This is a genomic window from Bradyrhizobium liaoningense (assembly GCF_018130955.1).
GTDB lineage: Bacteria > Pseudomonadota > Alphaproteobacteria > Rhizobiales > Xanthobacteraceae > Bradyrhizobium > Bradyrhizobium liaoningense_C.
Genome location: NZ_JAFCJM010000031.1, coordinates 24,091 through 50,048, shown reverse-complemented (window position 1 = coordinate 50,048; position 25,958 = coordinate 24,091). Strand labels below are relative to the sequence as shown.

26 protein-coding genes are annotated in these 25,958 nt (G+C 64.1%); 13 read left to right on the top strand and 13 right to left on the bottom strand.

Going from position 1 to position 25,958, the window contains the following annotated elements:
- Positions 1–37: 37 nt before the first annotated feature.
- From odhB to JQ632_RS23770, 5 genes are read left to right on the top strand one after another with little or no spacing between them, the layout of a single operon-like run.
- Positions 38–1,276 carry a 2-oxoglutarate dehydrogenase complex dihydrolipoyllysine-residue succinyltransferase gene (odhB, locus tag JQ632_RS23790; RefSeq protein WP_212405018.1) on the top strand — a complete coding sequence of 413 codons (1,239 nt, stop codon included), beginning with the start codon at positions 38–40 and terminating at the stop codon, positions 1,274–1,276.
- 4 nt (positions 1,277–1,280) lie between these two features.
- Complete coding sequence (locus JQ632_RS23785) at positions 1,281–1,532, top strand: hypothetical protein (RefSeq protein WP_212405017.1); 252 nt, start codon at positions 1,281–1,283, stop codon at positions 1,530–1,532.
- Positions 1,522–2,271 carry an SDR family oxidoreductase gene (locus JQ632_RS23780; RefSeq protein ID WP_212405016.1) on the top strand — a complete coding sequence of 250 codons (750 nt, stop codon included), beginning with the start codon at positions 1,522–1,524 and terminating at the stop codon, positions 2,269–2,271. The genes JQ632_RS23785 and JQ632_RS23780 overlap by 11 nt, the downstream gene beginning before the upstream one ends.
- A 39-nt stretch (positions 2,272–2,310) precedes the next feature.
- Positions 2,311–3,711 carry a dihydrolipoyl dehydrogenase gene (gene lpdA, locus JQ632_RS23775; protein WP_212405015.1) on the top strand — a complete coding sequence of 467 codons (1,401 nt, stop codon included), beginning with the start codon at positions 2,311–2,313 and terminating at the stop codon, positions 3,709–3,711.
- Between the two features lie 34 nt (positions 3,712–3,745).
- Positions 3,746–4,276 carry a hypothetical protein gene (locus JQ632_RS23770; RefSeq protein WP_212405014.1) on the top strand — a complete coding sequence of 177 codons (531 nt, stop codon included), beginning with the start codon at positions 3,746–3,748 and terminating at the stop codon, positions 4,274–4,276.
- 79 nt (positions 4,277–4,355) lie between these two features.
- On the opposite strand, the gene JQ632_RS23765 is transcribed toward JQ632_RS23770, so the two are convergent.
- Together JQ632_RS23765 and JQ632_RS23760 are read right to left on the bottom strand one after the other, a co-directional pair.
- Complete coding sequence (locus tag JQ632_RS23765; protein WP_212405013.1) at positions 4,356–4,946, bottom strand: DUF4337 domain-containing protein; 591 nt, start codon at positions 4,944–4,946, stop codon at positions 4,356–4,358.
- A gap of 114 nt (positions 4,947–5,060) precedes the next feature.
- Positions 5,061–6,026: a tyrosine recombinase XerC gene (locus JQ632_RS23760; RefSeq protein WP_212405012.1), complete on the bottom strand. Its 966-nt coding sequence runs from the start codon at positions 6,024–6,026 to the stop codon at positions 5,061–5,063.
- Between the two features lie 111 nt (positions 6,027–6,137).
- On the opposite strand from JQ632_RS23760, the gene JQ632_RS23755 reads away from it, so the two are divergent.
- Positions 6,138–8,345 (top strand): primosomal protein N', encoded by a 2,208-nt coding sequence (locus JQ632_RS23755; protein ID WP_212405011.1) that lies wholly within the window; start codon positions 6,138–6,140, stop codon positions 8,343–8,345.
- Positions 8,346–8,559: 214 nt separating this feature from the next.
- Here JQ632_RS23755 and JQ632_RS23750 read toward each other — a convergent pair whose 3' ends face one another.
- A complete protein-coding gene (locus JQ632_RS23750; protein WP_212405010.1) occupies positions 8,560–9,054 on the bottom strand; it encodes a septal ring lytic transglycosylase RlpA family protein in 495 nt (164 codons plus the stop codon).
- A 647-nt stretch (positions 9,055–9,701) separates the two neighbouring features.
- Here JQ632_RS23750 and JQ632_RS23745 point away from each other — a divergent pair.
- The 6 genes from JQ632_RS23745 (at position 9,702) to JQ632_RS23720 (ending at position 16,682) form a co-directional block, all read left to right on the top strand.
- Positions 9,702–10,262 (top strand): F0F1 ATP synthase subunit delta, encoded by a 561-nt coding sequence (locus JQ632_RS23745; RefSeq protein WP_212405009.1) that lies wholly within the window; start codon positions 9,702–9,704, stop codon positions 10,260–10,262.
- Positions 10,262–11,791 carry a F0F1 ATP synthase subunit alpha gene (atpA, locus tag JQ632_RS23740; protein ID WP_212405008.1) on the top strand — a complete coding sequence of 510 codons (1,530 nt, stop codon included), beginning with the start codon at positions 10,262–10,264 and terminating at the stop codon, positions 11,789–11,791. Before JQ632_RS23745 ends, atpA begins: the two co-directional genes overlap by 1 nt.
- Before the next feature lie 144 nt (positions 11,792–11,935).
- Entirely contained in the window at positions 11,936–12,811 is an 876-nt protein-coding gene (locus tag JQ632_RS23735; protein ID WP_212405007.1) for a F0F1 ATP synthase subunit gamma, read from the top strand.
- 48 nt (positions 12,812–12,859) lie between these two features.
- The gene (gene atpD, locus JQ632_RS23730) at positions 12,860–14,302 is read left to right on the top strand and encodes a F0F1 ATP synthase subunit beta (protein WP_212405006.1); all 1,443 of its coding nucleotides are present in this window, start codon (positions 12,860–12,862) and stop codon (positions 14,300–14,302) included.
- A 142-nt stretch (positions 14,303–14,444) separates the two neighbouring features.
- On the top strand, positions 14,445–14,852 hold the full coding sequence (locus JQ632_RS23725) for a F0F1 ATP synthase subunit epsilon (RefSeq protein ID WP_212405005.1): 408 nt from the start codon (positions 14,445–14,447) through the stop codon (positions 14,850–14,852).
- A 150-nt stretch (positions 14,853–15,002) separates the two neighbouring features.
- Positions 15,003–16,682, top strand: coding sequence for an adenylate/guanylate cyclase domain-containing protein (locus JQ632_RS23720; RefSeq protein ID WP_212405004.1), 1,680 nt, complete (start codon positions 15,003–15,005; stop codon positions 16,680–16,682).
- A gap of 169 nt (positions 16,683–16,851) precedes the next feature.
- On the opposite strand, the gene JQ632_RS23715 is transcribed toward JQ632_RS23720, so the two are convergent.
- From JQ632_RS23715 to JQ632_RS40325, 5 genes are all read right to left on the bottom strand, one after another.
- Positions 16,852–17,124, bottom strand: coding sequence for a hypothetical protein (locus tag JQ632_RS23715; protein WP_212405003.1), 273 nt, complete (start codon positions 17,122–17,124; stop codon positions 16,852–16,854).
- 168 nt (positions 17,125–17,292) lie between these two features.
- Positions 17,293–17,778 carry a carboxymuconolactone decarboxylase family protein gene (locus tag JQ632_RS23710; protein ID WP_212405002.1) on the bottom strand — a complete coding sequence of 162 codons (486 nt, stop codon included), beginning with the start codon at positions 17,776–17,778 and terminating at the stop codon, positions 17,293–17,295.
- A 139-nt stretch (positions 17,779–17,917) separates the two neighbouring features.
- Complete coding sequence (locus tag JQ632_RS23705; RefSeq protein ID WP_212405001.1) at positions 17,918–18,622, bottom strand: adenylate/guanylate cyclase domain-containing protein; 705 nt, start codon at positions 18,620–18,622, stop codon at positions 17,918–17,920.
- Positions 18,623–18,642: 20 nt separating this feature from the next.
- Positions 18,643–18,891: a hypothetical protein gene (locus tag JQ632_RS23700; protein ID WP_212405000.1), complete on the bottom strand. Its 249-nt coding sequence runs from the start codon at positions 18,889–18,891 to the stop codon at positions 18,643–18,645.
- A 3-nt stretch (positions 18,892–18,894) separates the two neighbouring features.
- Positions 18,895–19,071, bottom strand: a complete 177-nt coding sequence (locus JQ632_RS40325; RefSeq protein ID WP_212404999.1) for a hypothetical protein — start codon at positions 19,069–19,071, stop codon at positions 18,895–18,897.
- A 450-nt stretch (positions 19,072–19,521) separates the two neighbouring features.
- Between JQ632_RS40325 and JQ632_RS23690 the strand changes: the two genes are divergently transcribed.
- Positions 19,522–20,499: an ABC transporter substrate-binding protein gene (locus JQ632_RS23690; RefSeq protein WP_212404998.1), complete on the top strand. Its 978-nt coding sequence runs from the start codon at positions 19,522–19,524 to the stop codon at positions 20,497–20,499.
- Positions 20,500–20,643: 144 nt separating this feature from the next.
- On the opposite strand, the gene JQ632_RS23685 is transcribed toward JQ632_RS23690, so the two are convergent.
- The 5 genes from JQ632_RS23685 to JQ632_RS23665 form a co-directional block, all read right to left on the bottom strand.
- Positions 20,644–21,144 carry an RNA pyrophosphohydrolase gene (locus tag JQ632_RS23685; RefSeq protein WP_212404997.1) on the bottom strand — a complete coding sequence of 167 codons (501 nt, stop codon included), beginning with the start codon at positions 21,142–21,144 and terminating at the stop codon, positions 20,644–20,646.
- A gap of 155 nt (positions 21,145–21,299) precedes the next feature.
- Positions 21,300–21,806: an RNA pyrophosphohydrolase gene (locus tag JQ632_RS23680; RefSeq protein ID WP_212404996.1), complete on the bottom strand. Its 507-nt coding sequence runs from the start codon at positions 21,804–21,806 to the stop codon at positions 21,300–21,302.
- A 75-nt stretch (positions 21,807–21,881) separates the two neighbouring features.
- On the bottom strand, positions 21,882–23,108 hold the full coding sequence (locus tag JQ632_RS23675; protein WP_212404995.1) for a divergent polysaccharide deacetylase family protein: 1,227 nt from the start codon (positions 23,106–23,108) through the stop codon (positions 21,882–21,884).
- Positions 23,109–23,269: 161 nt separating this feature from the next.
- The gene (locus JQ632_RS23670) at positions 23,270–24,625 is read right to left on the bottom strand and encodes a S41 family peptidase (protein WP_212404994.1); all 1,356 of its coding nucleotides are present in this window, start codon (positions 24,623–24,625) and stop codon (positions 23,270–23,272) included.
- Positions 24,622–25,956 carry a murein hydrolase activator EnvC gene (locus tag JQ632_RS23665; RefSeq protein WP_212404993.1) on the bottom strand — a complete coding sequence of 445 codons (1,335 nt, stop codon included), beginning with the start codon at positions 25,954–25,956 and terminating at the stop codon, positions 24,622–24,624. The genes JQ632_RS23670 and JQ632_RS23665 overlap by 4 nt, the downstream gene beginning before the upstream one ends.
- Positions 25,957–25,958: the final 2 nt, after the last annotated feature.

Genomic DNA, 25,958 nt, shown 5'->3' with positions numbered 1-25,958 from the left:
AAATCATGACCGCACAGGCGATCTCAAGGAAAAGACCATGACTGAAATTCGTGTGCCGACGCTCGGCGAATCCGTCACCGAGGCCACCATCGGCCGCTGGTTCAAGAAGGCCGGCGAATCCGTCGCCGTCGACGAGCCCCTGGTGGAGCTCGAGACCGACAAGGTGACCATCGAAGTGCCGGCGCCGTCCGCAGGCACGCTCGGCGAGATCATCGCCAAGGACGGCGAGACCGTCGCGGTCGGCGCGCTGCTCGGCCAGATCAATGACGGCGCCGCCGCGCCCGCTGCAAAGCCTGCCGCAGCTCCGGCCAAGGCCGCTGCCGCACCGGCGGCCGCTGCTCCCGCAGCCGCTGCCGCCAAGGCGCCGCCGGCCGATGCGCCGCTCGCCCCGTCGGTGCGAAAACTCTCGGCCGAGACCGGCATCGATGCCTCGACCGTTCCCGGCTCCGGCAAGGACGGTCGCGTCACCAAGGGTGACATGCTCGCCGCAATCGAGCGTGCGGCGTCCGCGCCGACCCCGGTCAACCAGCCGGCCGCTTCCGTCCAGGTTCGTGCGCCGTCACCGGCCGACGATGCCGCACGCGAGGAGCGCGTGAAGATGACGCGGCTGCGCCAGACCATCGCGCGCCGCCTCAAGGACGTGCAGAACACCGCCGCGATGCTCACGACCTTCAACGAGGTCGACATGACCAACGTCATGGCGCTGCGCGCGCACTACAAGGACGCGTTCGAGAAGAAGCACGGCTCCAAGCTCGGCTTCATGGGCTTCTTCACCAAGGCGGTGGTGCAGGCGCTGAAGGACATCCCGGCCGTCAACGCCGAGATCGACGGCACCGACCTCATCTACAAGAACTACTATCACATCGGCGTCGCCGTCGGCACCGACAAGGGCCTGGTCGTGCCCGTGGTGCGCGATTGCGACCACAAGTCGATCGCCGACATCGAGAAGGGCATCGCCGATTTCGGCCGCCGCGCCCGCGACGGTCAGCTCAAGATCGATGAAATGCAGGGCGGCACCTTCACCATCACCAATGGCGGCATCTACGGTTCGCTGATGTCGACGCCGATCCTGAACGCGCCGCAGTCCGGCATCCTCGGCATGCACAAGATCCAGGAGCGGCCGATGGTCGTCGGCGGCAAGATCGAGGTCCGCCCGATGATGTATCTGGCGCTGTCCTACGATCACCGCGTGATCGACGGCAAGGAAGCCGTCACCTTCCTGGTCCGCGTCAAGGAGAGCCTGGAAGACCCGGCGCGGCTGGTGCTGGACCTGTAAGACGATGAACTGGATCGCCAGGCACCCACGCCGCCTGGCGATCACGCTTGTCGCCTTCATCGGTGCGATGAGCGCAGCTTTTGGGGGCTTCTTCGGTGGACGTGTCCTGCAACACCATGCCGATCTTGGTGGAGGCTCCGACTGGGGTTATCTCAACGAATCGCTCAGCATCGCTACATGGCTCTGCCTTCTAGCGCTCATTTGCGGTGCGGTGTTTCTGGGGCTCGTTTGGTGGAAGGGACGCTATGACGGATAAGGTCGTTGTCATCACCGGCGGCAGCCGCGGCATTGGTCGCGCGACGGCGCTTGCCGCGGCCGCGCGCGGCTTCCGTGTTGTGGTCGGCTATGCCAGCAACAAGGCTGCCGCCGACGAGGTCGTTTCGAAGATCGAAGGCAGCAATGGCAAGGCGATCGCGGTGAAATGCGATGTCGCCGAGGAAAAAGACATCCTCGCGCTGTTCAAGGCGGCCGACAAGTTCGGCACTCTGGGCGCGCTCGTCAACAATGCCGGCATCGTCGGCACCAGCGGCGTGCGCGTCGACGAGATGTCGGCCGAACGCATCCAGCGCGTGATGGCCATCAACGTCACCGGCAGCATGCTCTGCGCGCGCGAGGCCATCAAGCGCATGTCGACCAAGCACGGCGGCAAGGGCGGCGTCATCGTCAACCTCTCGTCGGTCGCAGCCCGCCTCGGCGCTCCCAACACCTATGTCGACTACGCGGCCTCCAAGGGCGCGATCGATTCCTTCACCGTCGGCCTCGGCTACGAGGTTGCGGGCGAGGGCATCCGCGTCGCCGCCATCCGTCCCGGCCTGATCGACACCGAAATCCACGCCGCCGGCGGCGAACCCGACCGCGCGCATCGTCTGGCCCATATGGTGCCGATGAAGCGGGTCGGCACGTCGGAGGAAATCGCCAATGCCATCGTCTGGCTGATGTCGGAGGACGCCTCCTACGTCACGTCGGCCATTCTCGATGTGTCCGGCGGCCGCTGACACATCATCTCACCACGGATAGTTACAGGACTCCTTCTCATGGCTACCTACGATCTCGTCGTCATCGGCACCGGACCGGGCGGATATGTCTGCGCGGTGCGCGCAGCGCAGCTCGGCATGAAAGTCGCCGTGGTGGAGAAGAACGCGACGCTCGGCGGCACCTGTCTCAATGTCGGCTGCATGCCTTCGAAGGCGCTGCTGCATGCTTCCGAGATGTTCGAGGAAGCCGGACACTCCTTCGCCAAGATGGGTGTGTCCGTTTCCACGCCAAAACTCGACCTGCCGGCGATGATGGACTTCAAGCAGCAGGGCATCGACGGCAACGTCAAGGGCGTCGAGTTCCTGATGAAGAAGAACAAGATCGACGTGCTGAAGGGCTCCGGCAAGATTCTGGGCACCGGCAAGGTCGAAGTGTCCGCCGACGGCAAGTCGCAGGTTGTCGAAACGAAGAACATCGTGATCGCCACCGGCTCCGACATCGCGCGGCTCAAGGGCATCGAGATCGACGAGAAGCGCATCGTGTCGTCGACCGGCGCGCTGTCGCTGGAGAAGGTGCCGGGCAGGCTGCTGGTCATTGGTGCCGGCGTCATCGGGCTCGAACTTGGCTCGGTGTGGCGCAGGCTCGGATCCGAAGTCATGGTCGTCGAATTCCTCGACCGAATCCTGCCCGGCATGGACGGCGAGATCGCGAAGCAGTTTCAGCGCATCCTGGAGAAGCAGGGATTTGCGTTCAAGCTGGGCTCGAAGCTCACTGGCGTCGAGGCCAATGGAAAGGCGCTGCTTGCAAAGATCGAGCCCGCTGCCGGCGGCGCTGCGGAGACCATCGAGGCCGACGTCGTGCTGGTCTGCATCGGCCGCGTGCCCTTCACCGACGGCCTCGGCCTGAAGGAAGCGGGCGTCGCGCTCGACGAGCGCGGCCGCGTCCAGATCGATGCGCATTTCGCGACCAATGTGAAGGGCGTCTACGCCATCGGCGACGTCGTCGCAGGCCCGATGCTCGCGCACAAGGCCGAGGACGAGGGCGTTGCGGTCGCGGAAATTCTCGCCGGCCAAGCTGGCCACGTGAACTACGATGTTATCCCAGGCGTCGTGTATACCACGCCGGAAGTGTCCTCCGTCGGCAAGACCGAGGAGGAACTGAAGCAGGCCGGTCAGGCTTATACGGTCGGGAAGTTTCCCTTTACCGCCAACGGTCGTTCCAAGGTCAACCAGACGACCGATGGCTTTGTGAAGATTCTCGCAGATGCGAAGACCGATCGTGTGCTCGGCGTGCACATTATCGGCCGCGAAGCCGGTGAAATGATCCATGAAGCGGTCGTTCTCATGGAATTTGGCGGTAGTGCCGAAGATCTTGCGCGCTCCTGCCATGCGCATCCGACCCGGTCGGAGGCCATCAAGGAGGCCGCGCTTGCAGTCGGCAAGCGAGCGATCCATATGTAGGCGACGCCCCGAGCTCAATCGGGCCGGACATCACATGCTGCGCCGCCTTCTTCAACCGGTCTGGGTCCTGCTTGCGATCATCTTCTTGATCGAAGCCTGGCTGTGGGACCATCTCGAACCGATCGTGGCGCGGGTGGTCTCGGCGATTCCGCTCGCGCAATTCAAGCAGTGGCTGTCGGACCGCGTCGACGCGCTGTCGCCGGCGATGACGCTGATCGTGTTCGCGGTGCCGATCATCCCGCTGTTTCCGCTCAAGCTCGTCGGGCTCTGGCTGCTCACCCACGAATACTGGCTGAGCGCGGTCGTCACCATCGTGTTCGCAAAACTGCTCGGCGTCGGCGTCACCGCCTTCGTGTTCGACGTCACGCGTCCCAAGCTCCTGGAGATGGCCTGGTTCGAGAAGCTCTACGAATTCGTGCTGATGGTGCGCGCCAAGGCGACCGCGCTGGTCGAGCCGATGAAGCGTCGCATCAAGGAAGTCCTCACCGGCAACGGCGAAGGCTGGTCCGCCCGCACGCTCCGCCTGATTCAGCGCTTTCGCAAGAGCGTGCACGAGGCAAGGTAGCGTCACTCGCAGTTATAAGTTTGGGCTCGCGCCAATTTCTCAGGAGTCGTCCCGGCCTTCGCCGGGACGACGGCGGCCCTCAATGCAAATGCAACAGATGCGGCCACCACAGGCCGAGCGCGGTCATCGCAAGCCCTGCGATGGTCAAGAGGCCCGAGACCCAGGCGAGCGCGAGCATGCCGGTGATGATGGTGGCCGACGCCAGCACGATGCCGATCTGGAAGGCGGCGGAGGCCAGCTCGAAATGATGATACTTTGCCGTCGCCTCGTCGCGTGCGTGCTCGGCGTGCTTGGCCTTCTCGGCGAGCTGCTCGGTGCCTTCGCCGGTCTCCGGCTCGGAGCGGTAGCGCGCCGCGGTCTTCTGCCAGTCCTCGATCTGCTTTTGAACGGTCGCCTTGGTGGCGTCTTCGGTCGAGAAGCCGAGCGCGAGCTTGCCCTGGTCGGCGGCGGTCTGCACCACGGTGCGGCGGATGCTCTTGGCCTGGAAGAACGCCCAGAGGTTGGAGGCCTCGACGTTCTTGCTGATCGATTCGGTCTGCGCCCCCTTGCCGAGCGTCTCGGAGATCGCGAGGAACAGCGCCAGCACGGCGATCAGAAGGGCGATCTTCCGGTTCGAGCCGGACGCGTGCTCGGCGTGCTCGGCATGCTCCATGCTTTCATGTGCGCTCATGATATCCCTCCTGCCTCGGTGCCCCACGAATGACCGAACCGCGCGGCCCGCGCAAGAGGCATGCAGCTTGTGACAATGTTATGTCGGAGCTTGACGTGGCGGGGGCGTCGCCGCTCACCGCCGCGGATGCGCGGCGGCGTAGACTTCCAGAAGCCGCTCGGAATCGATGCCGGTATAGACCTGCGTGGTCGAGAGCGAGGAATGGCCCAGCAATTCCTGGATGGCGCGTAAGTCCCCGCCGCGCGAGAGCAGATGCGTGGCGAAGGAGTGGCGCAGCGCGTGCGGCGTGGCGCTGTCGGGCAGCCCGAGCGCGCCGCGCAGGCGCTCCATCGCAAGCTGGATGATGCGCGGGCTCAGGGGACCGCCGCGCGCGCCGAGGAAGATCGGGCCTTCGGGGTTGAGCGGATACGGGCACATTCCGGCATAGTCCTGGATCAAGGCCAGCACGTTCTGCAGCACCGGCACCATGCGGGTCTTGTTGCCCTTGCCGGTGACGATGAGCACGTCGCCGTCGCCGGGACGTGGCACGTCGCGGCGCTTCAAGCCGAGCGCTTCGGAGATGCGCAGGCCCGAGCCGTAGAGCAGCGCCATCACGGCGGCGTCGCGCACCAAAATCCAGGTCTCGCGCTCCTCGCCGGCGCGTTCATCGGCATCGGCCAGGCGCTTTGCGGAGGCCATCGGCAGCGGCTTTGGCAGGCTCTTTGCGACTTTTGGCGCGCGAATGGCGGAGAGTGCGCCGACCTTGCCCTTGCCTTCGCGTTCGAGGAAGCGTCCGAACGAGCGCAGGCCCGCCAAGGCCCGCATCAGCGAGCGGCCGGCGATGTCGTCGGCGCGGCGCATCGCCATGAAGGCTCTGATGTCGGTGGCCTCCAGCGCCGCAAAACGCTTAAGCGTCACGCGCTCGCCCCAATGCCCGCAGAGGAAGTCGAGGCACTGCCGCAAGTCACGGGCATAGGCTTCCAGCGTCTTCGGCGACAGCCGCCGCTCGGCGCCGAGATGCGACAGCCAGCGCGCCATCTCCAGCGCGACCGTCTCGTCGGCGGAGGGAAGCTCGATTGCCTGTGGGGCCGCTTTGCTCATGAGCTCTGGACGCGGTGATTCCTCACAGTATATCGCATCACACTCGTTTATCGTTCGCTAAGGCCGCCCCGCGGCGCTAGCCTCGACACCCCAGGTTCCGATTCTCAGCCCATGGATCACGCTTCGCGCACCGCTGCTCCGGCCGCATCGACCCGCATGGTCGACGTGCTGGTGCCTGTCGCGCTCGACCAGACCTACTCTTACTGCGTGCCGCGCGGCATGGAGCTGAAGGCAGGCGATCTCGTCGGCGTGCCGCTGGGTGCGCGCGAGGTGCTCGGCGTGGTCTGGGCCGAGAACGCCAATCCGGACCCGCGCCTGCACAACCGGCTGAAGGACGTCAGCGAAAAGCTCGACGTCTCGCCGCTGAAGCCTGAGCTGCGGTCGCTGGTGGAATGGGTCGCCAACTACACGCTCGGCCCGCGCGGCATGGTTTTGCGCATGTGCCTGCGCATGGGCGAAAACCTCGGCCCCGAGCGGGTCCGCGCCGGTGTGCGCCTCGTCGGTGAAGCGCCGCGGCGGCTGACACCGGCACGGCGCCGCGTCATCGAGGTGCTGTCGGACCGCCTGCTGCACGGCAAGTCGGAAGCCGCAAAGGAAGCCGGCGTCTCCGCGGGCGTGATCGACGGCCTCGTCGACGAAGGCACGCTCACCATCGAGCCGTTGCCGCCGCCGCCTCCGCCGCCGGCGCCCGATCCCGCCTATGGCCAGCCGGATTTCACGCCGGTGCAGCGCGGCGCGGTCGATGCGATGCGCGCGCTTGCGGCCAACGGCACCTTCCATGTCGCGCTGCTCGACGGCGTCACCGGCTCCGGCAAGACCGAGGTCTATTTCGAGGCGGTCGCCGAGACGATCCGACGCGGCAAGCAGTCGCTGATCCTGATGCCGGAGATCGCGCTGACAGGCCAGTTCCTCGATCGCTTCGCGCAACGTTTCGGCGTGCGGCCGCTGGAGTGGCATTCGGAGCTGACGCCGCGCACCCGTGCGCGCAACTGGGCGGCGATATCAGAGGGTAGCGCACCGGTCGTGGTCGGCGCGCGCTCGGCGCTGTTTCTGCCCTATGCCGATCTCGGCCTCATCGTGGTCGACGAAGAGCACGACCAGGCCTACAAGCAGGACGACGGCGTGCATTATCACGCCCGCGACATGGCCGTGGTGCGCGCGCATATCGCAAAAATCCCGATCGTGCTGGCGTCCGCCACGCCCTCGGTCGAATCGGAGGTCAATGCGCGCAAGGGCCGTTACCAGCGCATCGCGCTGCCGTCGCGCTTCGGCGGCCAGCACATGCCGCATATCGAGGCGATCGATTTGCGCCGCGAGCAGCCGGCGCGCGGCCGCTTCATCTCACCGCGGCTGGCCGCCGAGATGAAAGCCGCGATCGAACGGCGGGAACAGTCGCTGTTATTCCTCAATCGCCGCGGCTATGCGCCGCTGACGCTGTGCCGCGCCTGCGGCCATCGCTTCGCCTGTACCATCTGCGATGCCTGGTTGGTCGATCATCGCTTTCGCCAGCGCCTCGTCTGTCACCATTGCGGTTTTTCGATGCCGCGCCCGCCGACCTGCCCGCATTGCGCGGCCGAGGAATCGCTTGTGGCGGTCGGCCCCGGCGTCGAGCGCCTGCAGGAGGAGGCGGCCGCGCTGTTTCCGGACGCGCGCACCATGGTGCTGTCGAGCGATCTCATCACCTCGATCGAGACCATGCGGAGCGAGCTCAGCGAAATCGCGGAGGGCCGCGTCGACATCATCATCGGCACGCAGCTCGTCGCAAAAGGCCACAATTTCCCGCGGCTCAACCTCGTCGGCGTGGTCGATGCCGATCTCGGCCTGTCCAATGGCGATCCGCGCGCCGCCGAGCGCACCTGGCAATTGCTCAACCAGGTAATCGGGCGCGCCGGCCGCGAGCAGGGCCGCGGCGTCGGCTATCTCCAGACCCATCAGCCCGAGCATCCCGTGATGAAGGCGCTGATCGCCTGCGACCGCGAGGCCTTCTATGCCAGCGAGATCGACCTGCGCGAACGCACGCTCTATCCGCCGTTCGGGCGGCTCGCGAGCCTGATCATTTCCGCCGGCGATCGTCCGAGCGCGGACGGTTTTGCGCGCCGCCTCGTGACGACAGCGCCGCGCGACGAGCGCGTGGTGGTGCTGGGACCGGCCGAAGCGCCGCTCGCCGTGATCAAGGGCCGCTACCGTTTCCGCATCCTGGTGAAATCGGCGCGCGGCTTCGATCTCTCCGATTACTTGCGGAACTGGCTCGCGGTAGGCCCGAAGACCAAGGGCAATCTCAAGCTCGAGGTCGACGTCGACCCGCAGAGCTTTTTGTAAGTCCTTCCGTCATTCCGGGGCGCGCGTCAGCGCGAGCCCGGAATCCATCGATGGATTCCGGGCCCGCACCAAGAGGCGCGTCCCGGAATGACGGCGCAAAAAAGCCCGCCGTCCCCCAAGACGGCGGGCTTGTTTCACACGCGCCGGCCAAACCATGTCCGTGACGGACGATGAGGCGAACTGCGCGTGTGTGGAGAGCGCGTCGGACGACGCGCTAGGAGACGACCTCGGCAGTGACGCGGCCGACGCCGGCGCCAGTCAGGCCGATGGCGCGGGCAGCGCCGGTCGAGAGGTCGAGGACACGGCCGCGGATGAACGGGCCACGGTCATTGATGGTGACGACGACGCTCTGGCCACGATGGGTCACGCGCAGCTTGGTGCCGAAAGGCAGCGAGCGGTGCGCCGCGGTCATGGCGTTCTGGTTGAAGCGCGCGCCGGAGGCGGTGCGGGAACCGGACTCGTTGCCGTAATAGGAGGCCATGCCGGAGAAGGAATGTCCGGAGCCCGAGGTCGGCGTCATCGACGCATTGGCGTTCTGCCAGTCCGAGCCTTGGCCTTGGACCTTGCTGGCGTGGTGATGGTGATGCCGGTGGTGCCTCGACTTGGCCGAAGCTTCGGTGGCAGTTCCACCGACCAGAAGAGTTGCGGCGACAACAGCGAGCGCCGTGCGGGGCCGGGTTACGCGTCCCAGCGGTTTCAATGCCAGCATTTAAAAGTCCCTGTACTAGTATTGCCACATATGTGGCCAGTGGAGCCCCCGTAAGTTTGCGAGCTCAAGGCCGTTTCCTTTCGCATTGCGGCGTGAATTGGGCAGTAAACCCGGCATGGGGCGCAATGAAATATCTTGTGACGTGATTCAGATAATCAGCGAATGTTCCGTAATCTTTCGCTTTAACGAATCGTTAACCAGTTCAATACTTGCTAATACTGTAAAGATAAGTTGTTTCTCCGCTTATTCAGAATTCGGTAAGTAATCAGCCAAGTGAAACAAAACGCCGCGCTGTCACGGCTCTGCGAGCTGTGTTCATGGCCGCTATGCGCTGTCGGCAGGAACCAATGGGACTTAGCCGGTCGCGGACCGCTCGCGCGGTTGAACCAAAATGTGGCGGCGCCGACATCGGGAGCGGTCGCTGACGTCATCAACACGACGACCGCGGGCCGCAGCCTTTAATTTGGCGTCATGTTGCACCTGCGCGCCTGCCATGCTAGCAAAGCGCCGATTTTAACGATCCCGGCATGTCCTGTGCCGGTCGAAAATCGAAGTCCCGCTTGAATTCCAAGGGCTTGGATCGCTTGGCGCCGCTTCCGTGGCGACGGTTTTTCCCTTGCGAGTTTGACAGCTAAAAGAGCGCGTCTGTGGCTGCAGAAGATACGTCCGTTTCAGGTGTGTCCGGTCGTTATGCAACGGCCTTGTTTGAACTGGCCCGCGAGCAGAACGCGGTCGATACGGTCAAGGCCGATCTCGACAGGTTCGGCGGGTTGCTAGCCGACAGCGCTGATCTCAAGCGCCTGGTCCGCAGCCCGGTGTTCGCGGCCGATGTCCAGTCCAAGGCCCTGTCGGCGGTGCTGGACAAGGCCGGTATCGCCGGCATCTCCGCCAATTTCCTCAAAGTGCTGACCGCCAATCGCCGGCTGTTCGCGGTGACCGACGTCATCCGCGCCTACGGCGCGCTGGTCGCCAAGTTCAAGGGCGAGGCCTCGGCCGACGTCACCGTGGCGGAGCCGCTCTCGGACAAGAATCTCGACGCCCTCAAGGTTGCCCTGAAGTCGGTGACCGGCAAGGACGTCGCGCTCAACGTGAAAGTCGATCCCTCGATCATCGGTGGCCTCGTCGTCAAGCTTGGCAGCCGCATGGTCGATAGTTCGCTTCGCACCAAACTCAATTCGATCAAGCACGCGATGAAAGAGGCAGGCTGATGGACATCCGCGCCGCGGAAATTTCCGCGATCCTCAAGGACCAGATCAAGAATTTCGGCCAGGAAGCTGAAGTCTCCGAAGTCGGACAGGTGCTGTCCGTCGGTGACGGTATCGCTCGCGTCTACGGCCTCGACAACGTCCAGGCGGGCGAAATGGTCGAGTTCGAGAACGGCACCCGCGGCATGGCGCTGAACCTCGAAACCGACAACGTCGGCGTCGTCATCTTCGGTGCCGACCGCGAGATCAAGGAAGGCCAGACCGTCAAGCGCACCCGCGCCATCGTGGACGCGCCGGTCGGCAAGGGCCTGCTCGGCCGCGTCGTCGACGCGCTCGGCAATCCCATCGACGGCAAGGGCCCGATCCAGGCCGACAAGCGCATGCGCGTCGACGTCAAGGCGCCCGGCATCATTCCGCGCAAGTCGGTGAACGAGCCGATGGCGACCGGCCTCAAGGCGATCGACGCTCTGATCCCGATCGGCCGCGGCCAGCGCGAGCTGATCATCGGCGACCGCCAGACCGGCAAGACCGCGATCGCGCTCGACACCATTTTGAACCAGAAGCCGCTCAACGCGCAGCCGGACGAGAACATCAAGCTGTATTGCGTCTACGTCGCGATCGGCCAGAAGCGTTCCACCGTCGCGCAGTTCGTGAAGGTGCTGGAAGAGCAGGGCGCTCTCGAATACTCGATCGTCGTCGCCGCCACCGCCTCCGACCCGGCCCCGATGCAGTACATCGCGCCGTTCACCGGCTGCACCATGGGCGAGTACTTCCGCGACAACGGCATGCACGCCGTCATCATCTATGACGACTTGTCCAAGCAAGCCGTCGCCTACCGCCAGATGTCGCTGCTGCTTCGCCGCCCGCCGGGCCGCGAAGCCTATCCCGGCGACGTGTTCTATCTGCACTCCCGCCTGCTCGAGCGCGCGGCGAAGTTGAACAAGGACCAGGGCTCCGGCTCGCTGACCGCGCTGCCGGTCATCGAAACCCAGGCCAACGACGTGTCGGCCTACATTCCGACCAACGTCATCTCGATCACCGACGGCCAGATCTTCCTGGAAACCGACCTGTTCTTCCAGGGCATCCGTCCTGCCGTGAACGTCGGTCTGTCGGTGTCGCGCGTGGGTTCCTCCGCGCAGACCAAGGCCACCAAGAAGGTCGCCGGCAAGATCAAGGGCGAGCTGGCGCAGTACCGCGAAATGGCGGCGTTCGCGCAGTTCGGCTCCGACCTCGACGCCTCGACCCAGCGCCTGCTCAACCGCGGCTCGCGCCTGACCGAACTGTTGAAGCAGCCGCAGTTCTCGCCGCTGAAGATGGAAGAGCAGGTCTGCGTGATCTGGGCCGGCACCAACGGCTATCTCGATCCGCTCCCGCTCAACAAGGTGCGCGCGTTCGAGGACGGTCTGTTGTCCGTGCTTCGCGGCAAGAACGCCGAGATCCTCAATGCGATCCGTGACAGCCGCGACCTGTCCGACGACACCGCTGCCAAGCTGAAGTCGGTGGTCGAGAGCTTCGCCAAGAGCTTCGCTTAAGACTACGGCGTCATGGCCGGGCTTGTCCCGGCCATCCACGTCTTTGACGTGGAAAGAAAGACGTGGATGCCCGGCACAAGGCCGGGCATGACGAAAGAACAGGCTAACGGTCGGATTTGATCAGGCCGTCGGGGTGAACGAAGAATGGCGTCACTTAAAGACATGCGGGTCCGCATCGCCTCGACCAAGGCGACGCAGAAGATCACCAAGGCCATGCAGATGGTCGCAGCGTCGAGATTACGCCGCGCTCAGCAAGCGGCCGAAGCGGCGCGGCCCTATGCGAACAAGATGGGCGCGGTCATCGGCAATATCGCATCCGCCGCTGCAGGATCGCCCGGTGCGCCGGCCCTGCTGACCGGTACCGGCAAGGATCAGGTGCATCTGTTGCTGGTCTGCACCGGCGAGCGCGGCCTCTGCGGCGCCTTCAACTCGGCGATCGTGCGCATGGCGCGCGAGCGCGCGCTGGCGCTGATGAATGAAGGCAAGGAAGTCAAATTCTTCTGCGTCGGCCGCAAGGGCTACGAGCAGCTCCGCCGGCTGTTCGAGAAGCAGATCGTGGAACATCTCGACCTGCGCAGCGTCCGCCAGCTCGGCTTCGTCAATGCCGAGGACATCGCCAAGAAGGTCCTCGCGCGCTTCGAGGCGGGCGAGTTCGACGTCTGCACGCTATTCTACTCGCAGTTCAAGTCGGTGATCGCGCAGATCCCGACCGCGCAGCAGATCATCCCGCTGGTCGTTGAAGAAGAGGCGGCGAGCGGTCCGGCGACTGCATACGAGTACGAGCCCGAGGAGGACGAAATCCTCTCCAGACTGTTGCCGCGCAATATCGCGGTGCAGGTGTTCCGCGCGCTGCTGGAAAACAACGCCTCGTTCTATGGCGCGCAGATGAGCTCGATGGACAACGCCACCCGCAACGCCGGCGAAATGATCCGCAAGCAAACCCAGATCTACAACCGAACCCGTCAAGCCCAGATCACCAAGGAGCTGATCGAGATCATCTCCGGCGCCGAGGCGGTCTGAGGCACGAACGACGGTCGTTCAAGTACAGAATTCGAAGGAGAGCTATTGATGGCTACAGCAGCTAACCCGGTCGGTCGCGTCACCCAGGTCATGGGCGCCGTCGTCGACGTGCAGTTCGAAGGCCACCTGCCGGCCATTCTCAATTCGCTGGAGACCAAGAACGGCAACATCCGCCTTGTGCTCGAGGTCGCGCAGCATCTCGGTGAGTCCACCGTGCGCACGATCGCGATGGACGTGACCGAAGGTCTGGTACGGGGCCAGGAAGTGACCGACACCGGCCAGCCGATCGCGGTTCCGGTCGGCGATGGCACGCTCGGGCGCATCATGAACGTCATCGGCGAGCCGATCGACGAAGCCGGCCCGATCAAGTCCGAGGGCAAGCGCGCCATCCACCAGGAAGCGCCGACCTACACCGATCAGTCCACCGAAGCCGAAATTCTCGTCACCGGCATCAAGGTCGTCGATCTTCTTGCTCCGTATGCGAAGGGCGGCAAGATCGGCCTGTTCGGCGGCGCCGGCGTCGGCAAGACCGTGCTGATTCAGGAGCTGATCAACAACGTCGCCAAGGCGCACGGCGGCTACTCCGTGTTCGCCGGCGTCGGCGAGCGTACCCGCGAGGGCAACGACCTCTATCACGAGTTCATCGAATCCAAGGTCAACGCCGATCCGCACAATCCGGATCCGAGCGTGAAGTCGAAGTGCGCACTGGTGTTCGGCCAGATGAACGAGCCGCCGGGCGCCCGCGCCCGCGTCGGCCTCACCGGTCTGACCGTCGCCGAGCACTTCCGCGACCAGGGCCAGGACGTGCTGTTCTTCGTCGACAACATCTTCCGCTTCACGCAGGCCGGCTCGGAAGTGTCGGCGCTGCTCGGCCGTATTCCTTCGGCCGTGGGTTATCAGCCGACGCTCGCGACCGACATGGGCGCGTTGCAGGAGCGCATCACCACCACCCAGAAGGGCTCGATCACGTCGGTGCAGGCGATCTACGTGCCGGCCGACGACTTGACCGACCCGGCGCCCGCCACCTCGTTCGCCCACTTGGACGCCACCACGGTGCTGTCGCGCGCGATCTCGGAAAAGGGCATCTATCCGGCGGTGGACCCGCTCGACTCGACCTCGCGCATGCTCTCGCCGCTCGTCGTCGGTGAGGAGCACTACTCGACCGCGCGCATGGTCCAGCAGGTGCTGCAGCGCTACAAGTCGCTGCAGGACATCATCGCCATTCTCGGCATGGACGAGCTCTCGGAAGAGGACAAGCTGACGGTCGCCCGCGCCCGCAAGGTCGAGCGCTTCCTGTCGCAGCCGTTCCACGTCGCCGAAGTCTTCACCGGCTCGCCCGGCAAGTTCGTCGAGCTCGCTGACACCATCAAGGGTTTCCGCGGCCTCTGCGAAGGCAAGTATGACCACCTGCCGGAAGCCGCCTTCTACATGGTCGGCACCATCGAAGAAGCCGTCGAGAAGGGCAAGAAGCTCGCCGCTGAAGCGGCCTAAGCTTTCACATCTCGTCATCGCCGGGCGAAAGCGCGAAGCGCATCTTCAAGCAAATGACCCGGCGATCCATCGAAAGAGAGCTTTGATGGATGGACCCGCGGGTCAAGCCCGCGGGTGACAAGCGGAAAACAACGGACACACCATGGCCACCTTCCACTTCGATCTCGTCTCCCCCGAACGGCTCGCGTTCTCCGGCGAAGTCGATCAGGTCGACATTCCCGGCTGGGAAGGTGATTTCGGCGTCCTCGCCGGACACGCACCCGTCGTGGCGGCGATCCGGCCGGGCATCTTGACCATCATCACCGGCGGTCAGAAGCAGAAGGTCATCGTGCTCGGCGGTCTGGCCGAAGTCTCCGACGATCGTCTGACGGTGCTGGCCGATGTCGCAACGTCGCTGGAGGAGCTTGATCGTGCGCAGTTCGCCGATTCCATCGCAGACATGGAAGGCAAGCTGGCCGAGAAGGAAGGCGACGAGCTCGATCTCGCGATCGCGCGGCTCGACCACTACAAGAGCATCCAGCAGCAGCTCAATACCACGGCTATGCATTAAGCCCCGGGGCACCGCTCCGGGGCTCAAGCAAGACATTCCTGAACACGTTCAGCGCTCGTCACGACCGTGGCGAGCGCTGAAACTTTGTTGCACCCCGCTGCCGTTAGCGGCATTCTGCCGCGGAACTTGATGGACCGGGGCCGGTAGCACATGAAACGCAAGATCGCAGCGATTTTCGCAGCCGATATTGCCGGTTACTCCAGGCTGGTCGCGGAAGACGAAGAGGAGACGCTGCGGCGTCTCGCGTCCTATCGGTCCGTCGTCGACGACTTCATCGCCAAGGCCGGCGGGCGCATCTTCAACACGGCTGGCGATGCCGTGCTCGCGGAATTCCCGAGCGCCGTGGACGCGGTGCGCTGCGCGATCGACATCCAGGAGTCGTTGCGGACCCGCAACATGGCCTATCCGCCGAGCCGGCAGATGTCGTTCCGCATCGGCATCACCATCGGCGACGTGGTCGAGCGCGACGGCGATCTGTTGGGCGATGGCGTCAACATCGCCGCGCGCCTGGAGGGCCTTGCCGAAGTCGGCGGCATCTGCGTCTCGCGTGCGGTGCATGAGCAGGTCGCCAACAAGCTGTCGGTGCAGTTCGCCGATATCGGCGCGCAGGAAGTGAAGAACATTCCGACGCCCGTGCACGCCTATATGGTGGCGATGCGTCGCGAGGACGGCACCTACGCCGCACCGCAGGTGAAGAAGCCGGCCTCCAAGGTCGCAGCCGCTCCGGTGTGGATGTGGCCGCTGGTCGTGGCGGTCGTCTCGGTCGTCGCCATCGTCGTCACCGGCTTCGTCTACAACAACAAGCTGAAGCAGACGGCAACCGCTGCACCGACGCCGGCGGCGACACCAAGTGCCGCGCCAGGCGTGACGCCGACTGCGGCGGCGGCCACGCCGAGCCCGACGCCGACCCAGATGGCAAAGGCGCCGATGACGCCAGTGGCGCCGCCGAATGCCGGCGCTGCGATGGCGCCGACGCCCGCACCGTCACCCTCGGCGATGCCGATGGCCGGCAAGTTTCCCGCTGACAGCGTGCCTTTCATCAATGAGCGCGTCCGCAGCTTCCTGGCTGGCGACTATTCCGCCGCCGGCGACTACAAGGCCTTCGCGCTCAATATCGGCGGCTTCACCGGCTCGGCGCTGAACCAGCCGAACGAGGAGGCCGCGCGCAGCTCCGCGCTCGAGCAGTGCCAGAAGCGCGCCGATGCCGGGCAATCGCCGCGCCGCTGCGAGCTCTATGCGGTGGGCAACAAAGTGGTCTACGCCCACGGTCAGCCGCCGATGCCGCCGTCGCCCTTTTTCCGGCATGACCCGATGACCGAGCGGCCCTTCGCCTCCAGGGATTTCCCGATGGTGCGCGATCCCCAGAAGGCGCGCCTGGAAAACATGTTCGTGCCCGCGCAAAAATCGCGCGCAGTCGCGCTCGGCCCGGGCGCGCAATATTTCATGGTGCTGGGAACGTCCTCGCCGGAGGAATCCTCACGCCGTGCGCTGGAATCCTGCGGGGCCATTGCGGGCGTTGCCTGCATGATCGTCGCGGTCGACGACAACTTCGTAGTTCCGATCCCCACGCTGTTCAGGGTCACCGGCTTCTTCCATGCCGCGAGCAACCCCACGATCGTAGCCGACGCGCGCGACGACGTCGTGCGCCGGCTTGGCGAAGCCATGGGCTGGAATGCGGTTGCCGTCGGCACGGCCGGCCGCCCGGGCCTCGGCCTCAAGGCTGCCGACGAGCAGACTGCCGTCAACGGCGCGCTCTCCGAATGCGCCAAGCGCGACAGCGACTGCCACGTCATCGCCATCGGCCCGTTCACGGTGGGGCCGACGAACTAGGACGTGTGCCCATAAAGGCGCGGACGTCAGCTTCTGACGGTCAAGCGGAAATTTTACGATCGGTCAGAGCAATACCGCTCGTGACCCCGGAGGAGACATTGGCCGACTGCACGGCGACTTCAACCATTAGCGCGCTATTATCAGGTCATGACCAAAGCTACTGAGACACTCAATTCCGCTGAGGTTGTTTCTGTTCGAGTTGCTCCATCGATCGCATGTGCTCTCCCATGCGATCCACCAAGCTGCTGATCGGGTCCCGTATCCCGACTATGGGTGCAAGCAACCCGCCGAGAACCAACACGCCCGCCAAGAACAGGAGCCAGATCGCAAGGTACCGTCCAAAATGTCTCAACGCGCCTTCCGCTCTCGTCGACGTAAAGAGAACGAAGAATCCAACAACCGTTAACGCGGTGGCTGGGATCAGGCTGAACAGCAATAGCATCTCATCGCTCCCAACTGATGCAATGCTAAAAGTCAGTCGATGCGAAAACATTGCCGATTGCTTCAGCCGATGATTCGCAGCGATAACCTTTAGGAACCCTCGACTATCCTCTCCCTGCCAGGGAATGAGCCCGCAGCTCGCGCACCTTGATACGGATGCATCCCATACTCAGCAGCAGGCACTTACCTCCTGCTCATAGATCACCTCGGGCTTCCTGAAGCTCTCAGCTAGGTGCTCGACATGCGAGGCCGCCTTCCCCTTGATAAACGCGGAGAGCTTCACAATCATCGCTATTTCTTCGTGCGAAATCCCCGCCCGCTCAGCCGCATCCAGATGCACCTTGAGGCTCGAGACGCAGTTGACGCCAAACGCGGCACCAATGGACACTAGTTCGCGCACGCGGTCGGTTGTGCCCGTGTGCTCCAGATCACTTTCCGGCTCGCGTCCCTCAAGATGGGCGAGACCATAGGTTTCCATTATGTCAGCGGCGCTTCTTCGCGCGGACAAAGCATCAATTATCGCCTGCTTGATTTCCGCATCGGATGCGCCAGTCTCACGCCCCTTTCTCAGATGAAAATCAGTGCAGGGCTTACAACCAGCTGCAACGGAAATACCAACAGCAGCGAGCTCTTTCTCTTTCGTTGTGATCGTCATCACGCACCTCCTGCAACAGGCTCAAACAATGGGGCATTTCCGAAGCCGCATTCCACCCCTTCCGCCATCTGAAAGACTTGCCGCCGATACTGCCATCCCTCTTCTTTTGATTGTTCCTCGTAGACTGTTCCGCCGTGCTCTAACGTTCGAAAGTAGAATCGTCGTTGTGGCCAACCAGGGTGAAGATTTCCTCGGGTACTGTCATGCCGCGCATGACATGATGCCCAAGCGATACCATCTGGCCCGGGAAGCAGCGCGGGAAGGCCGAAGAAATCAGCACCCAGCGCTTTAGGTCTTTGCACATCCCAGCTAAGCGTGCCGTCTCGTTTGCCGCTGCCCCGATAACCGTGAATTGTACCCGCTGAGGAACTCCGAGGTTTCCATACATCACGTCGCCAACATGTAGTGCGAGGCCGAACTCTAGTGGTGGCTCTCCCCTCGACACGCGCCGTTGATTAAGAGCATCCATTCGTGACCGAGCATCTCGGGCCGCCGCCAACGCGGCTGAGCAGGCGCCTTCTTCGCGAAAACAGGCCTCGCGCAGCGGTTTGGCGCTTCCGCTGATTGCGAAAATAGCAAGCACCGCATCGCCTATATAGCTCAGGATTTCCCCGCCACGCTCCAGCACGGCTCCGGCCGTGCAGTCGAAGAATTCGTTCAGAGATCGAAAGAAATCTTCCATCGGAATCGATTCAGAAAGCCGGGTCGAATCGCGTAAGCGGCACAGCCAGATAACGGCGTGGATCTTTTCACCTTCTCCACGCTTTGTCCGGCCCGCAAGAACGCGCTCGCTGCTACGTTCGCCGAGATAGGTCTTAAGTAGATCTTCTGCTGAGGGCTGCACGTTCCCCTCACAAGCTTGTCTCAAGTGCGTCTGAGTCGAGCGCCGATGCCGCGCATGAAATTGACCATCACGAGCATGACCGCGCCCATCAGGATAAACGCCGCAGCTACCAGCCATGGTAAGATTGATGGCCAAACAGCAATCACTACGCCCAGAACGATGAAGGCGATTCCCGAAAATATCATCATCAGGCCCGAAAACGGCTTTTCCATCATGCTGCGGCAGGTTTCTGCCATCGGGCACATCGGCATTGGGGCTGCTTGTGCCATTATCTACTCCTGCAGCTGCAACTCCCTTGTGGACGGCTCCTTCAAGACGATTTCCTGTTTGAGGATCGCGCCGATCTTATCGGCGACCTCCCTTCTGACGGCTTTCCGTTCCTTTTCCGGAACGTCATCCATCAAGAAGATGTCGGTGTATTTCTTGTGTAAGGGAAGGGCATGGACCACCCTGTCGTTCTTCAGGACCCGTCCGTGACATTTCAGAACGCAGCAATGACGTCCGCCTCAAGGGAAGCGCATTGAGCTAAATCAAATATTTCAAAATTTCGATCTCGCTCAATACGCAGTGCCAGGCGCTGCTCGTGTTCAACGCCCCCGAAATCTCGGGGGCCGTTCTTTATTCATGTTCGTTGTTGGGCCCTTTTCGGACTTCTGGCGCGGTCCGCCGTTGCGCCGCTATCTGGGGTATAGCGGACCTCGTCCGTGCCCTGACTGCGGTGCGGACTTATGAATCCACAGCCTAGGGCCTCGATTCATGAGCGCGCAATCAAATGCCGATTGATGCGAGTTTGACTAACGTCAGCTAGCCGACCGCTGCCGTTCGTGGTTGCTGAGTTCATGGCCCATGCTCTAGCGTGCTATCCTGAGCTACTCGATGGTTGGTCTTGGGGCACGGGAATGCGGCGACGCGAATTCACCATTGCATTTGCCGCGATTGCAGCATGGCCGATCACCTCGCATGCACAGCAAGCGAAGAAGTTGCCTGTGATCGGATTCTTGGGAGCGGCCACGCCTGCGGTCGCGAACTCGTGGGTTGCGGCCTTCACGAAGCGACTGGCGGAGCTGGGCTGGATTGACGGCCGTAGTATCATCATCGAATACCGTTGGGCGGAGTCACGCCCTGAACGATACAGCCAGATCGCGGAAGAGTTTGTCGCGGCCAAGGTTGATGTCATCGTGACATGGGCATCCGCGCCGGTTCTTGCGGCAAAGCAGGCTACCACAGTGGTCCCCGTTGTTTTCGCCGCACAGATGGATCCCGTCGGTGTCGGCGTGGTCGCGAGCCTGGCGCGGCCGGGCGGCAATGTGACCGGACTGTCCATCCAACAGACCGATACCGCAGCCAAACGTCTCGAACTCATGCGAGAGATTGCCCCACATCTTCGTCGCCTTGCGACCATGGTTGATGTCACTGCTCCCGGGGCGATCTTGGAAATACGCGAGGTCCAGGCGACAGCCCGAACGCTCGGCTGGGACGTCGTTCCGGTTGAAATCAGCCAGGCAGAGGATATCGCTCCCGCCATTGAGGGATTGGCCAACCGGGCGGACGCGCTCTATGTCGCGACCGGCCCACTCGTGCTGACGCATCGCGTTCGTATCAATGCATTGGCGATGAGCGCGCGATTGCCGACGATCTACGGCTATCGCGAATATGTCGCCGCGGGTGGTCTTTTGTCCTATGGGCCGAACTATCCGGATTTATTCCGGCGGGCTGCTGACTACGTCGACAAGATATTGCGGGGGGCAAAGCCAGCCGATTTGCCGGTGGAGCAGCCGACCAAGTTTGACCTTGTCGTCAACCTTCAGACCGCGAGGGCGCTTGGGCTCACGGTCCCGTCGACACTTCTCGTCCGCGCCGACGAGGTGATCGAATAGTTCGGAGCATGATCCGAAAAAACGCGAAAGCGCGATGATTGCGCCTTGCCGCTGATTTTGCCAGACCCGTCAATGGTTTCGCAACAAGCGCCGCGCATCGCGCCGGCCAACCCCGGCTACTTTGCATGGGGTTGTTTTCGACGTTTAGCTTCCGAGGTGCGCAAAGTGCAGCGCGACCGCGCGGTAGACGTCGCGGCGGAACGGCACCACGAGGTCGGCGACGCGGCTCAAGCGCTCCCAGCGCCAGGCGTCGAACTCCGCCGGCTGGTTGTTGCGTGGCGTCAGCGGATCGATCTCGTCCTCATTCCCCGTGAAGCGCAGCGCGAACCATTTTTGCCGCTGACCGCGAAATTTTGCCAGCCGGTGCGTCTGCGGTCCGTCATAGGGCGGAAAATCGTAAGTGAGCCAGTCGGTCTCGCCGAGATAGTCGGCGTTCCTGACGCTGGTCTCCTCCCACAGCTCGCGCATCGCCGCGTCGCGCAAATTCTCGCCCTCGTCGACGCCGCCCTGCGGCATCTGCCAGTCCAGTCCCGGCAGGATGATCTCGGGTCCGTCGCCCTTGAAACGGTGGCCGATCAGGACGCGGCCATCGGCATTGAACAGCGCGATGCCGACATTGGGACGGTAGGGCTTTTGATCGGTCACTTGTAACTTTCTCGTCGTCACTCCACATCGCGCGATTGCGCAATGGGGGCGCGCGACCTGTCCGCCGAAGCTCGAAGAGCGAAGGCGGAGGCGCGAGCCCGGAATCCATAGCCACAGGCGGGTGTTGTTGGAAGCAGTGTGGCTGCCGTGATCGGTCAATCATCCGAGAGCGCGGCAAACTCCTGCACGACGCGCTCATAGACCGGACGCTTGAAGGGAATGATCAGCCCGGGAAGATTTTTCATCCGCTCCCAGCGCCAATTGACGAACTCGGCCTTGTGGCCGCCGCCGCCGGGGTTGGCGACGTTGATCTCGCTGTCCTTGCCGGTGAAGCGCACCGCGTACCACTTCTGGCGCTGGCCGCGGTAGCGGCCCTTCCAGGCGCGGCCCGCGACCGTGCGCGGGATGTCGTAGGTGAGCCAGTCCGGCACCTCGCCGATCCGCTCCACCGAGCGCACGCTGGTCTCCTCATAGAGCTCGCGCTTGGCGGCTTCCCAGGTGTCCTCGCCAGGATCGACGCCGCCCTGCGGCATCTGCCAGACATGGCTGTCGTCGACATGCTCGATGCCGCCGGCACGGCGGCCGATGAACACCAGGCCATCCCTATTGATCAACATTACGCCGACGCAGGTCCGGTAGGGCAGATCCTCGTAACGCGCCATTCCGCCAAACCTCTCGCGTCTGTCCTGGTCGGCCCATTTCGGCCCTACAGGACCCGTCCGCACCAATTCGTTGATTTAGCTGGATTTTGATTTCAGCATCGCCGTTGTCAATGGCACCAGCAAGATACCCCGGCCCTCCAGCCCCTTGATCCAGACGCCGATCCGGTCGATCGAGACCGGCAGCGCCGACGCCGTTCCGATGGCGACGCCGCGCTCGCGGGCGATCGATTCGAGCTTGGCGAGGGCGCGGTCGACCTCATTGGCGGTCGGCACCGCGTCGATCGCGATGTCGCCCTTGCCGAACGGCATGGCCTGGCTCGAGGCGATCTGGCCTGCGACGCTGCGGGGCGAGGAGCCGTCGTCGAACAGGCCGAGCCCGCGCTTGTTGGCCTCGCGGATGATCGGCGCCATCGCGGCTTCGGTGGCGATGAAGCGCGCGCCCATGAAGTTGGCGATGCCGGCATAGCCCTGCATGCGGCTCAGGTGCCAGTACAGCCGGTCCAAATTCTGGTCCGCGGTCAGCGAGGTGAGCAGGGTCTGCGGCCCCGGGTCGTTGTCCGGAAAGTCGTAGGGCTCCATCGGGAGTTGCAGGAAGACCTCGTGGCGCTGCGCCCGCGCCCGTTCGGCGAGCTTTGCCGGATCGGCGCCATAGGGCGTGAATGCCAGCGAGACCGCGCCGGGCAGCTTCATGATCGCGTCGGTGGTCTTGGCCGCGCCGACGCCGAGGCCGCCGATCATGATCGCGACCACGGGCATCCTGGCGGCCTTGGCGCGATCGGCGTCGGCGGCATAGACGGTGAACGGCTTCATGTCGGCCGCCGCGACCGGAATCATGCCGTAGCGCCCTTTTTCCAGCAGCCGCTGGTCAACCCCGGTCATGACGGCAGGCGCAGTGGCGGGGTCGGCGCCCTTGTCGCCGGTCTCGCCGCCAGCGCCGATCACGACGTCATGGCGGCTGCCGCTGGAGCCGTCGATGATGGTGACGGTCTTCTGCTCGCCAGTCTTTTGATCGCCATGAGCGGCCTGCTTTGGCGCAGCCTTGGTCTCGTGCCCGCCGGCCGCGGGCGCCGTCGCGGCCTTGTCTTCGACGGCGGGCTTGGATTCGCGAATCGCGACTCGGGTGATCGGCTCGCCGCCGAGCGGGTCCTTGTTGAAGATGGCAAAGCCGGCAAAGGTGACTAGGACCAGGCCGAGCAGCACCGCCAGGGCCTGCATTGCCGTGAACGGCAACCGCAGCCGCCGTTTCCGGCGCGGCTTGTCCTGTCCGAGCGGGGTGCTCAGATCATCGGCCGTCTCTGTCATGCGCGATCCCGAATCACTCGTGCCGACGATACCACGGCGAGGTCAAGCGACGGCAGGCCGGGAGAGGCCGGGGCCTGTGAAGCAGTGGGTACTTCAAGCAGAAAGGGCGGCTCGAAGAGCCGCCCTTTGCGATCAGTCGGAATGAGGTTCCGTACGCCGCCTTAGTTCGCTGCCTTGGGCTTGTCGGCGGCGGCCTTGTTGTCGCCGGGCGTGGGCGCGGCCGATGCGCTGTTCTTGATGCCATGGAGCAGGTCGGCACCGAGCTTGAGCGCCTTGTCGTCCTTGGCGTCCGGCGGGACGTAGGACTGCGAGCCGGTCTTCTCGTCGCCGTCGTTCTTGAGATGGCCGCGCAGCGAAGCCTCGCCCTTGGTGTCGGTGCGTGCCTTCAGCTCGTCCGGCACGTCCTGCAGCACTTCGATGTCGGGCACGATGCCCTTGGCCTGGATCGACTTGCCCGACGGCGTGTAGTAGCGCGCGGTGGTGAGCCGCAGCGCGCCGTTGCCGCTGCCGAGCGGGATGATGGTCTGCACCGAACCCTTGCCGAAGGAGCGCGTGCCGACGATGGTCGCGCGCTTGTGGTCCTGCAGCGCGCCGGCGACGATTTCCGAGGCCGAAGCCGAGCCGCCATTGACCAGCACGATGACCGGCTTGCCCTTGGTCAGGTCGCCCGCATGGGCGGAGCGGCGCTGCGTCTCCTCGGCATTGCGGCCGCGGGTCGACACGATCTCGCCGCGCTCCAGGAACGAGTCGGAGACGGTGACCGCTTCCTCCAAGAGGCCGCCCGGATTGTTGCGGAGATCGATGATGTAGCCCTTCAGCTTGTCGCCGATCTGGTTCGAGAGGTTGGCGACCTCGCGCTTCAGGCCTTCGGTGGTCTGCTCGTTGAAGGTGGTGATGCGGATATAGGCGATGTCGTCCTGCTCGACGCGCGCACGCACCGAGCGGACGCGGATGTTGTCGCGCACCAGCGTGATGTCGAGCGGATTGTCCTGGCCCTTGCGGATGATCTTGAGCCGGATCTTGGTGTTGACGGGGCCGCGCATCTTCTCGACCGCCTGGTTCAGGGTGAGGCCCTGCACCGCTTCGTCGTCGAGATTGGTGATGATGTCGTTGGCCATGATGCCGGCGCGCGAGGCCGGGGTGTCGTCGATCGGCGAGACCACCTTGATCAGGCCGTCTTCCATCGTGACTTCGATGCCGAGGCCGCCGAACTCGCCGCGGGTCTGCACCTGCATGTCACGGAAGCTCTTGGCGTCCATGTAGCTCGAATGCGGATCGAGGCCGGTGAGCATGCCGCTGATGGCGGATTCGATCAGCTTGGTATCGTCGGGCTTCTCGACATAGTCGGAGCGCACGCGTTCGAAGACGTCGCCGAACAGATTGAGCTGGCGATAGGTGTCCGCTGTGGCGGCCCGTGCACTCGAGCCCATGAACACCGCGCGCGGCTGGGTCACGAACAGCGTCAGCGCTGCACCCGTGGCTGCGCTGAGGAGGATAACTGAAGTCTTGCGCATCATCCGCGAACCTTCTCGCCTTCATTTGCGGCCCACCATGGGCCTGGATCGATTGGAGTGCCGTCCTTGCGGAACTCGACATAGAGCACAGGTTGACTCGCGTTGGTGGCGAGAATGGAGGCGACTTGCGATGTCGACCCCATCACCGCGACCGGCTCCCCCGTGAGCACAAACTGTCCGATGTTTACCGAAATGCGCTCCATCCCGGCGATCAGGACATGATACCCGCCCCCGGCGTTAAGGATCAAGAGTTGTCCATAGCTGCGGAAGGGGCCTGAATAGACCACCCAGCCGTCACACGGCGTTGTGACCTGGGAGCCGGGCCGCGTTGCCAAAGAAATGCCTTTTTGCACCCCGCCCGAGCCGTCGGAACCGCCAAAATCCCTGATTTTGTTACCGTTGACGGGCAGAGGCAGCAGGCCCTTGGCCGAGGCGAAGGCGATCGCCGGGCTGGTCCGGGAACGGTCCTTGAACGCGGCCGCGGTCGGCTTGCCACCGGCGGTTGCCGCCGCGCGATTTGCGGCCTCCTTCGCTGCCTCCGCGGCCTTGGCGGCGCTCTTGAGGTCCTGCTCCATCTTGGCGATCAGGCCCTGGAGGTCGCCGACCTGCCTGGACAGCGCGATGGCGCGCGAGCTCTCGGCGTCCAGATCCTTTTCGCGCGCCGATTGCTGCCGCTGCCGCTCGTCGACGAGGGCTGCGAGCCGGGTCTGGTCGTTGCGAACCTTGTCGCGGTCGACGGCGAGCTGATCGCGCTCGGCGGCGATGTTCTTGCGCAGCGTCACCAGTTCGCCGAGCTCGCCGGCGAGCCGCTCGGCGCGGCCGCGCAATTCCGGCACCACCGCGCCGAGCAGCATCGCCGTGCGCAGCGATTGCAGCGCGTCCTCGGGCCGCACCAGGAGCGCGGGCGGCGTGCGCCGGCCGGCGCGCTGCAGCGCGGCCAGCACTTCGACGATGTCGGCGCGGCGCGAATTGAGCGAAGTGCGCATCTCCTGCTCGCGGCCGTTGAGCGCGGTCAGGCGCGCCTCGGCGTCGCTGATCTTGGTCTCGACGGTCCGCACGTTGGCGGCGGTGTCGATCAATTGCTGATTGAGCTGGGTGCGGTCCTGGCCGAGCGTTGCGATCTCGGACTTCAGCTTGGCCTGCGCCTCTTCGGCACTCTTCTGCTTCGCGCGCGCCGTCTCGAGCTCCTGCTCGCGCTGCTTGATCGCCTCGGGCGAGATGGCGGCGGTCTGCGGCGTCGGCGTTGCGGTCTGAGCTTGCGCGAGGCCTGCGCCGGAGACGTTTGCGCCTGCGAGGCTTGCGATCAGCAGCAGGTTGAGAATCGGCGCTCGCATCG

Coding starts and splice junctions, on each gene's coding strand:
- odhB (WP_212405018.1), top strand. CDS start 38: ATGACTGAAATTCGTGTGCCGACGCTCGGCGAATCCGTCACCGAGGCC.
- JQ632_RS23785 (WP_212405017.1), top strand. CDS start 1,281: ATGAACTGGATCGCCAGGCACCCACGCCGCCTGGCGATCACGCTTGTC.
- JQ632_RS23780 (WP_212405016.1), top strand. CDS start 1,522: ATGACGGATAAGGTCGTTGTCATCACCGGCGGCAGCCGCGGCATTGGT.
- lpdA (WP_212405015.1), top strand. CDS start 2,311: ATGGCTACCTACGATCTCGTCGTCATCGGCACCGGACCGGGCGGATAT.
- JQ632_RS23770 (WP_212405014.1), top strand. CDS start 3,746: ATGCTGCGCCGCCTTCTTCAACCGGTCTGGGTCCTGCTTGCGATCATC.
- JQ632_RS23765 (WP_212405013.1), bottom strand. CDS start 4,946: ATGAGCGCACATGAAAGCATGGAGCATGCCGAGCACGCCGAGCACGCG.
- JQ632_RS23760 (WP_212405012.1), bottom strand. CDS start 6,026: ATGAGCAAAGCGGCCCCACAGGCAATCGAGCTTCCCTCCGCCGACGAG.
- JQ632_RS23755 (WP_212405011.1), top strand. CDS start 6,138: ATGGATCACGCTTCGCGCACCGCTGCTCCGGCCGCATCGACCCGCATG.
- JQ632_RS23750 (WP_212405010.1), bottom strand. CDS start 9,054: ATGCTGGCATTGAAACCGCTGGGACGCGTAACCCGGCCCCGCACGGCG.
- atpA (WP_212405008.1), top strand. CDS start 10,262: ATGGACATCCGCGCCGCGGAAATTTCCGCGATCCTCAAGGACCAGATC.
- JQ632_RS23735 (WP_212405007.1), top strand. CDS start 11,936: ATGGCGTCACTTAAAGACATGCGGGTCCGCATCGCCTCGACCAAGGCG.
- atpD (WP_212405006.1), top strand. CDS start 12,860: ATGGCTACAGCAGCTAACCCGGTCGGTCGCGTCACCCAGGTCATGGGC.
- JQ632_RS23725 (WP_212405005.1), top strand. CDS start 14,445: ATGGCCACCTTCCACTTCGATCTCGTCTCCCCCGAACGGCTCGCGTTC.
- JQ632_RS23720 (WP_212405004.1), top strand. CDS start 15,003: ATGAAACGCAAGATCGCAGCGATTTTCGCAGCCGATATTGCCGGTTAC.
- JQ632_RS23715 (WP_212405003.1), bottom strand. CDS start 17,124: ATGCTATTGCTGTTCAGCCTGATCCCAGCCACCGCGTTAACGGTTGTT.
- JQ632_RS23710 (WP_212405002.1), bottom strand. CDS start 17,778: ATGACGATCACAACGAAAGAGAAAGAGCTCGCTGCTGTTGGTATTTCC.
- JQ632_RS23700 (WP_212405000.1), bottom strand. CDS start 18,891: ATGGCACAAGCAGCCCCAATGCCGATGTGCCCGATGGCAGAAACCTGC.
- JQ632_RS23690 (WP_212404998.1), top strand. CDS start 19,522: ATGCGGCGACGCGAATTCACCATTGCATTTGCCGCGATTGCAGCATGG.
- JQ632_RS23680 (WP_212404996.1), bottom strand. CDS start 21,806: ATGGCGCGTTACGAGGATCTGCCCTACCGGACCTGCGTCGGCGTAATG.
- JQ632_RS23675 (WP_212404995.1), bottom strand. CDS start 23,108: ATGACAGAGACGGCCGATGATCTGAGCACCCCGCTCGGACAGGACAAG.
- JQ632_RS23670 (WP_212404994.1), bottom strand. CDS start 24,625: ATGATGCGCAAGACTTCAGTTATCCTCCTCAGCGCAGCCACGGGTGCA.
- JQ632_RS23665 (WP_212404993.1), bottom strand. CDS start 25,956: ATGCGAGCGCCGATTCTCAACCTGCTGCTGATCGCAAGCCTCGCAGGC.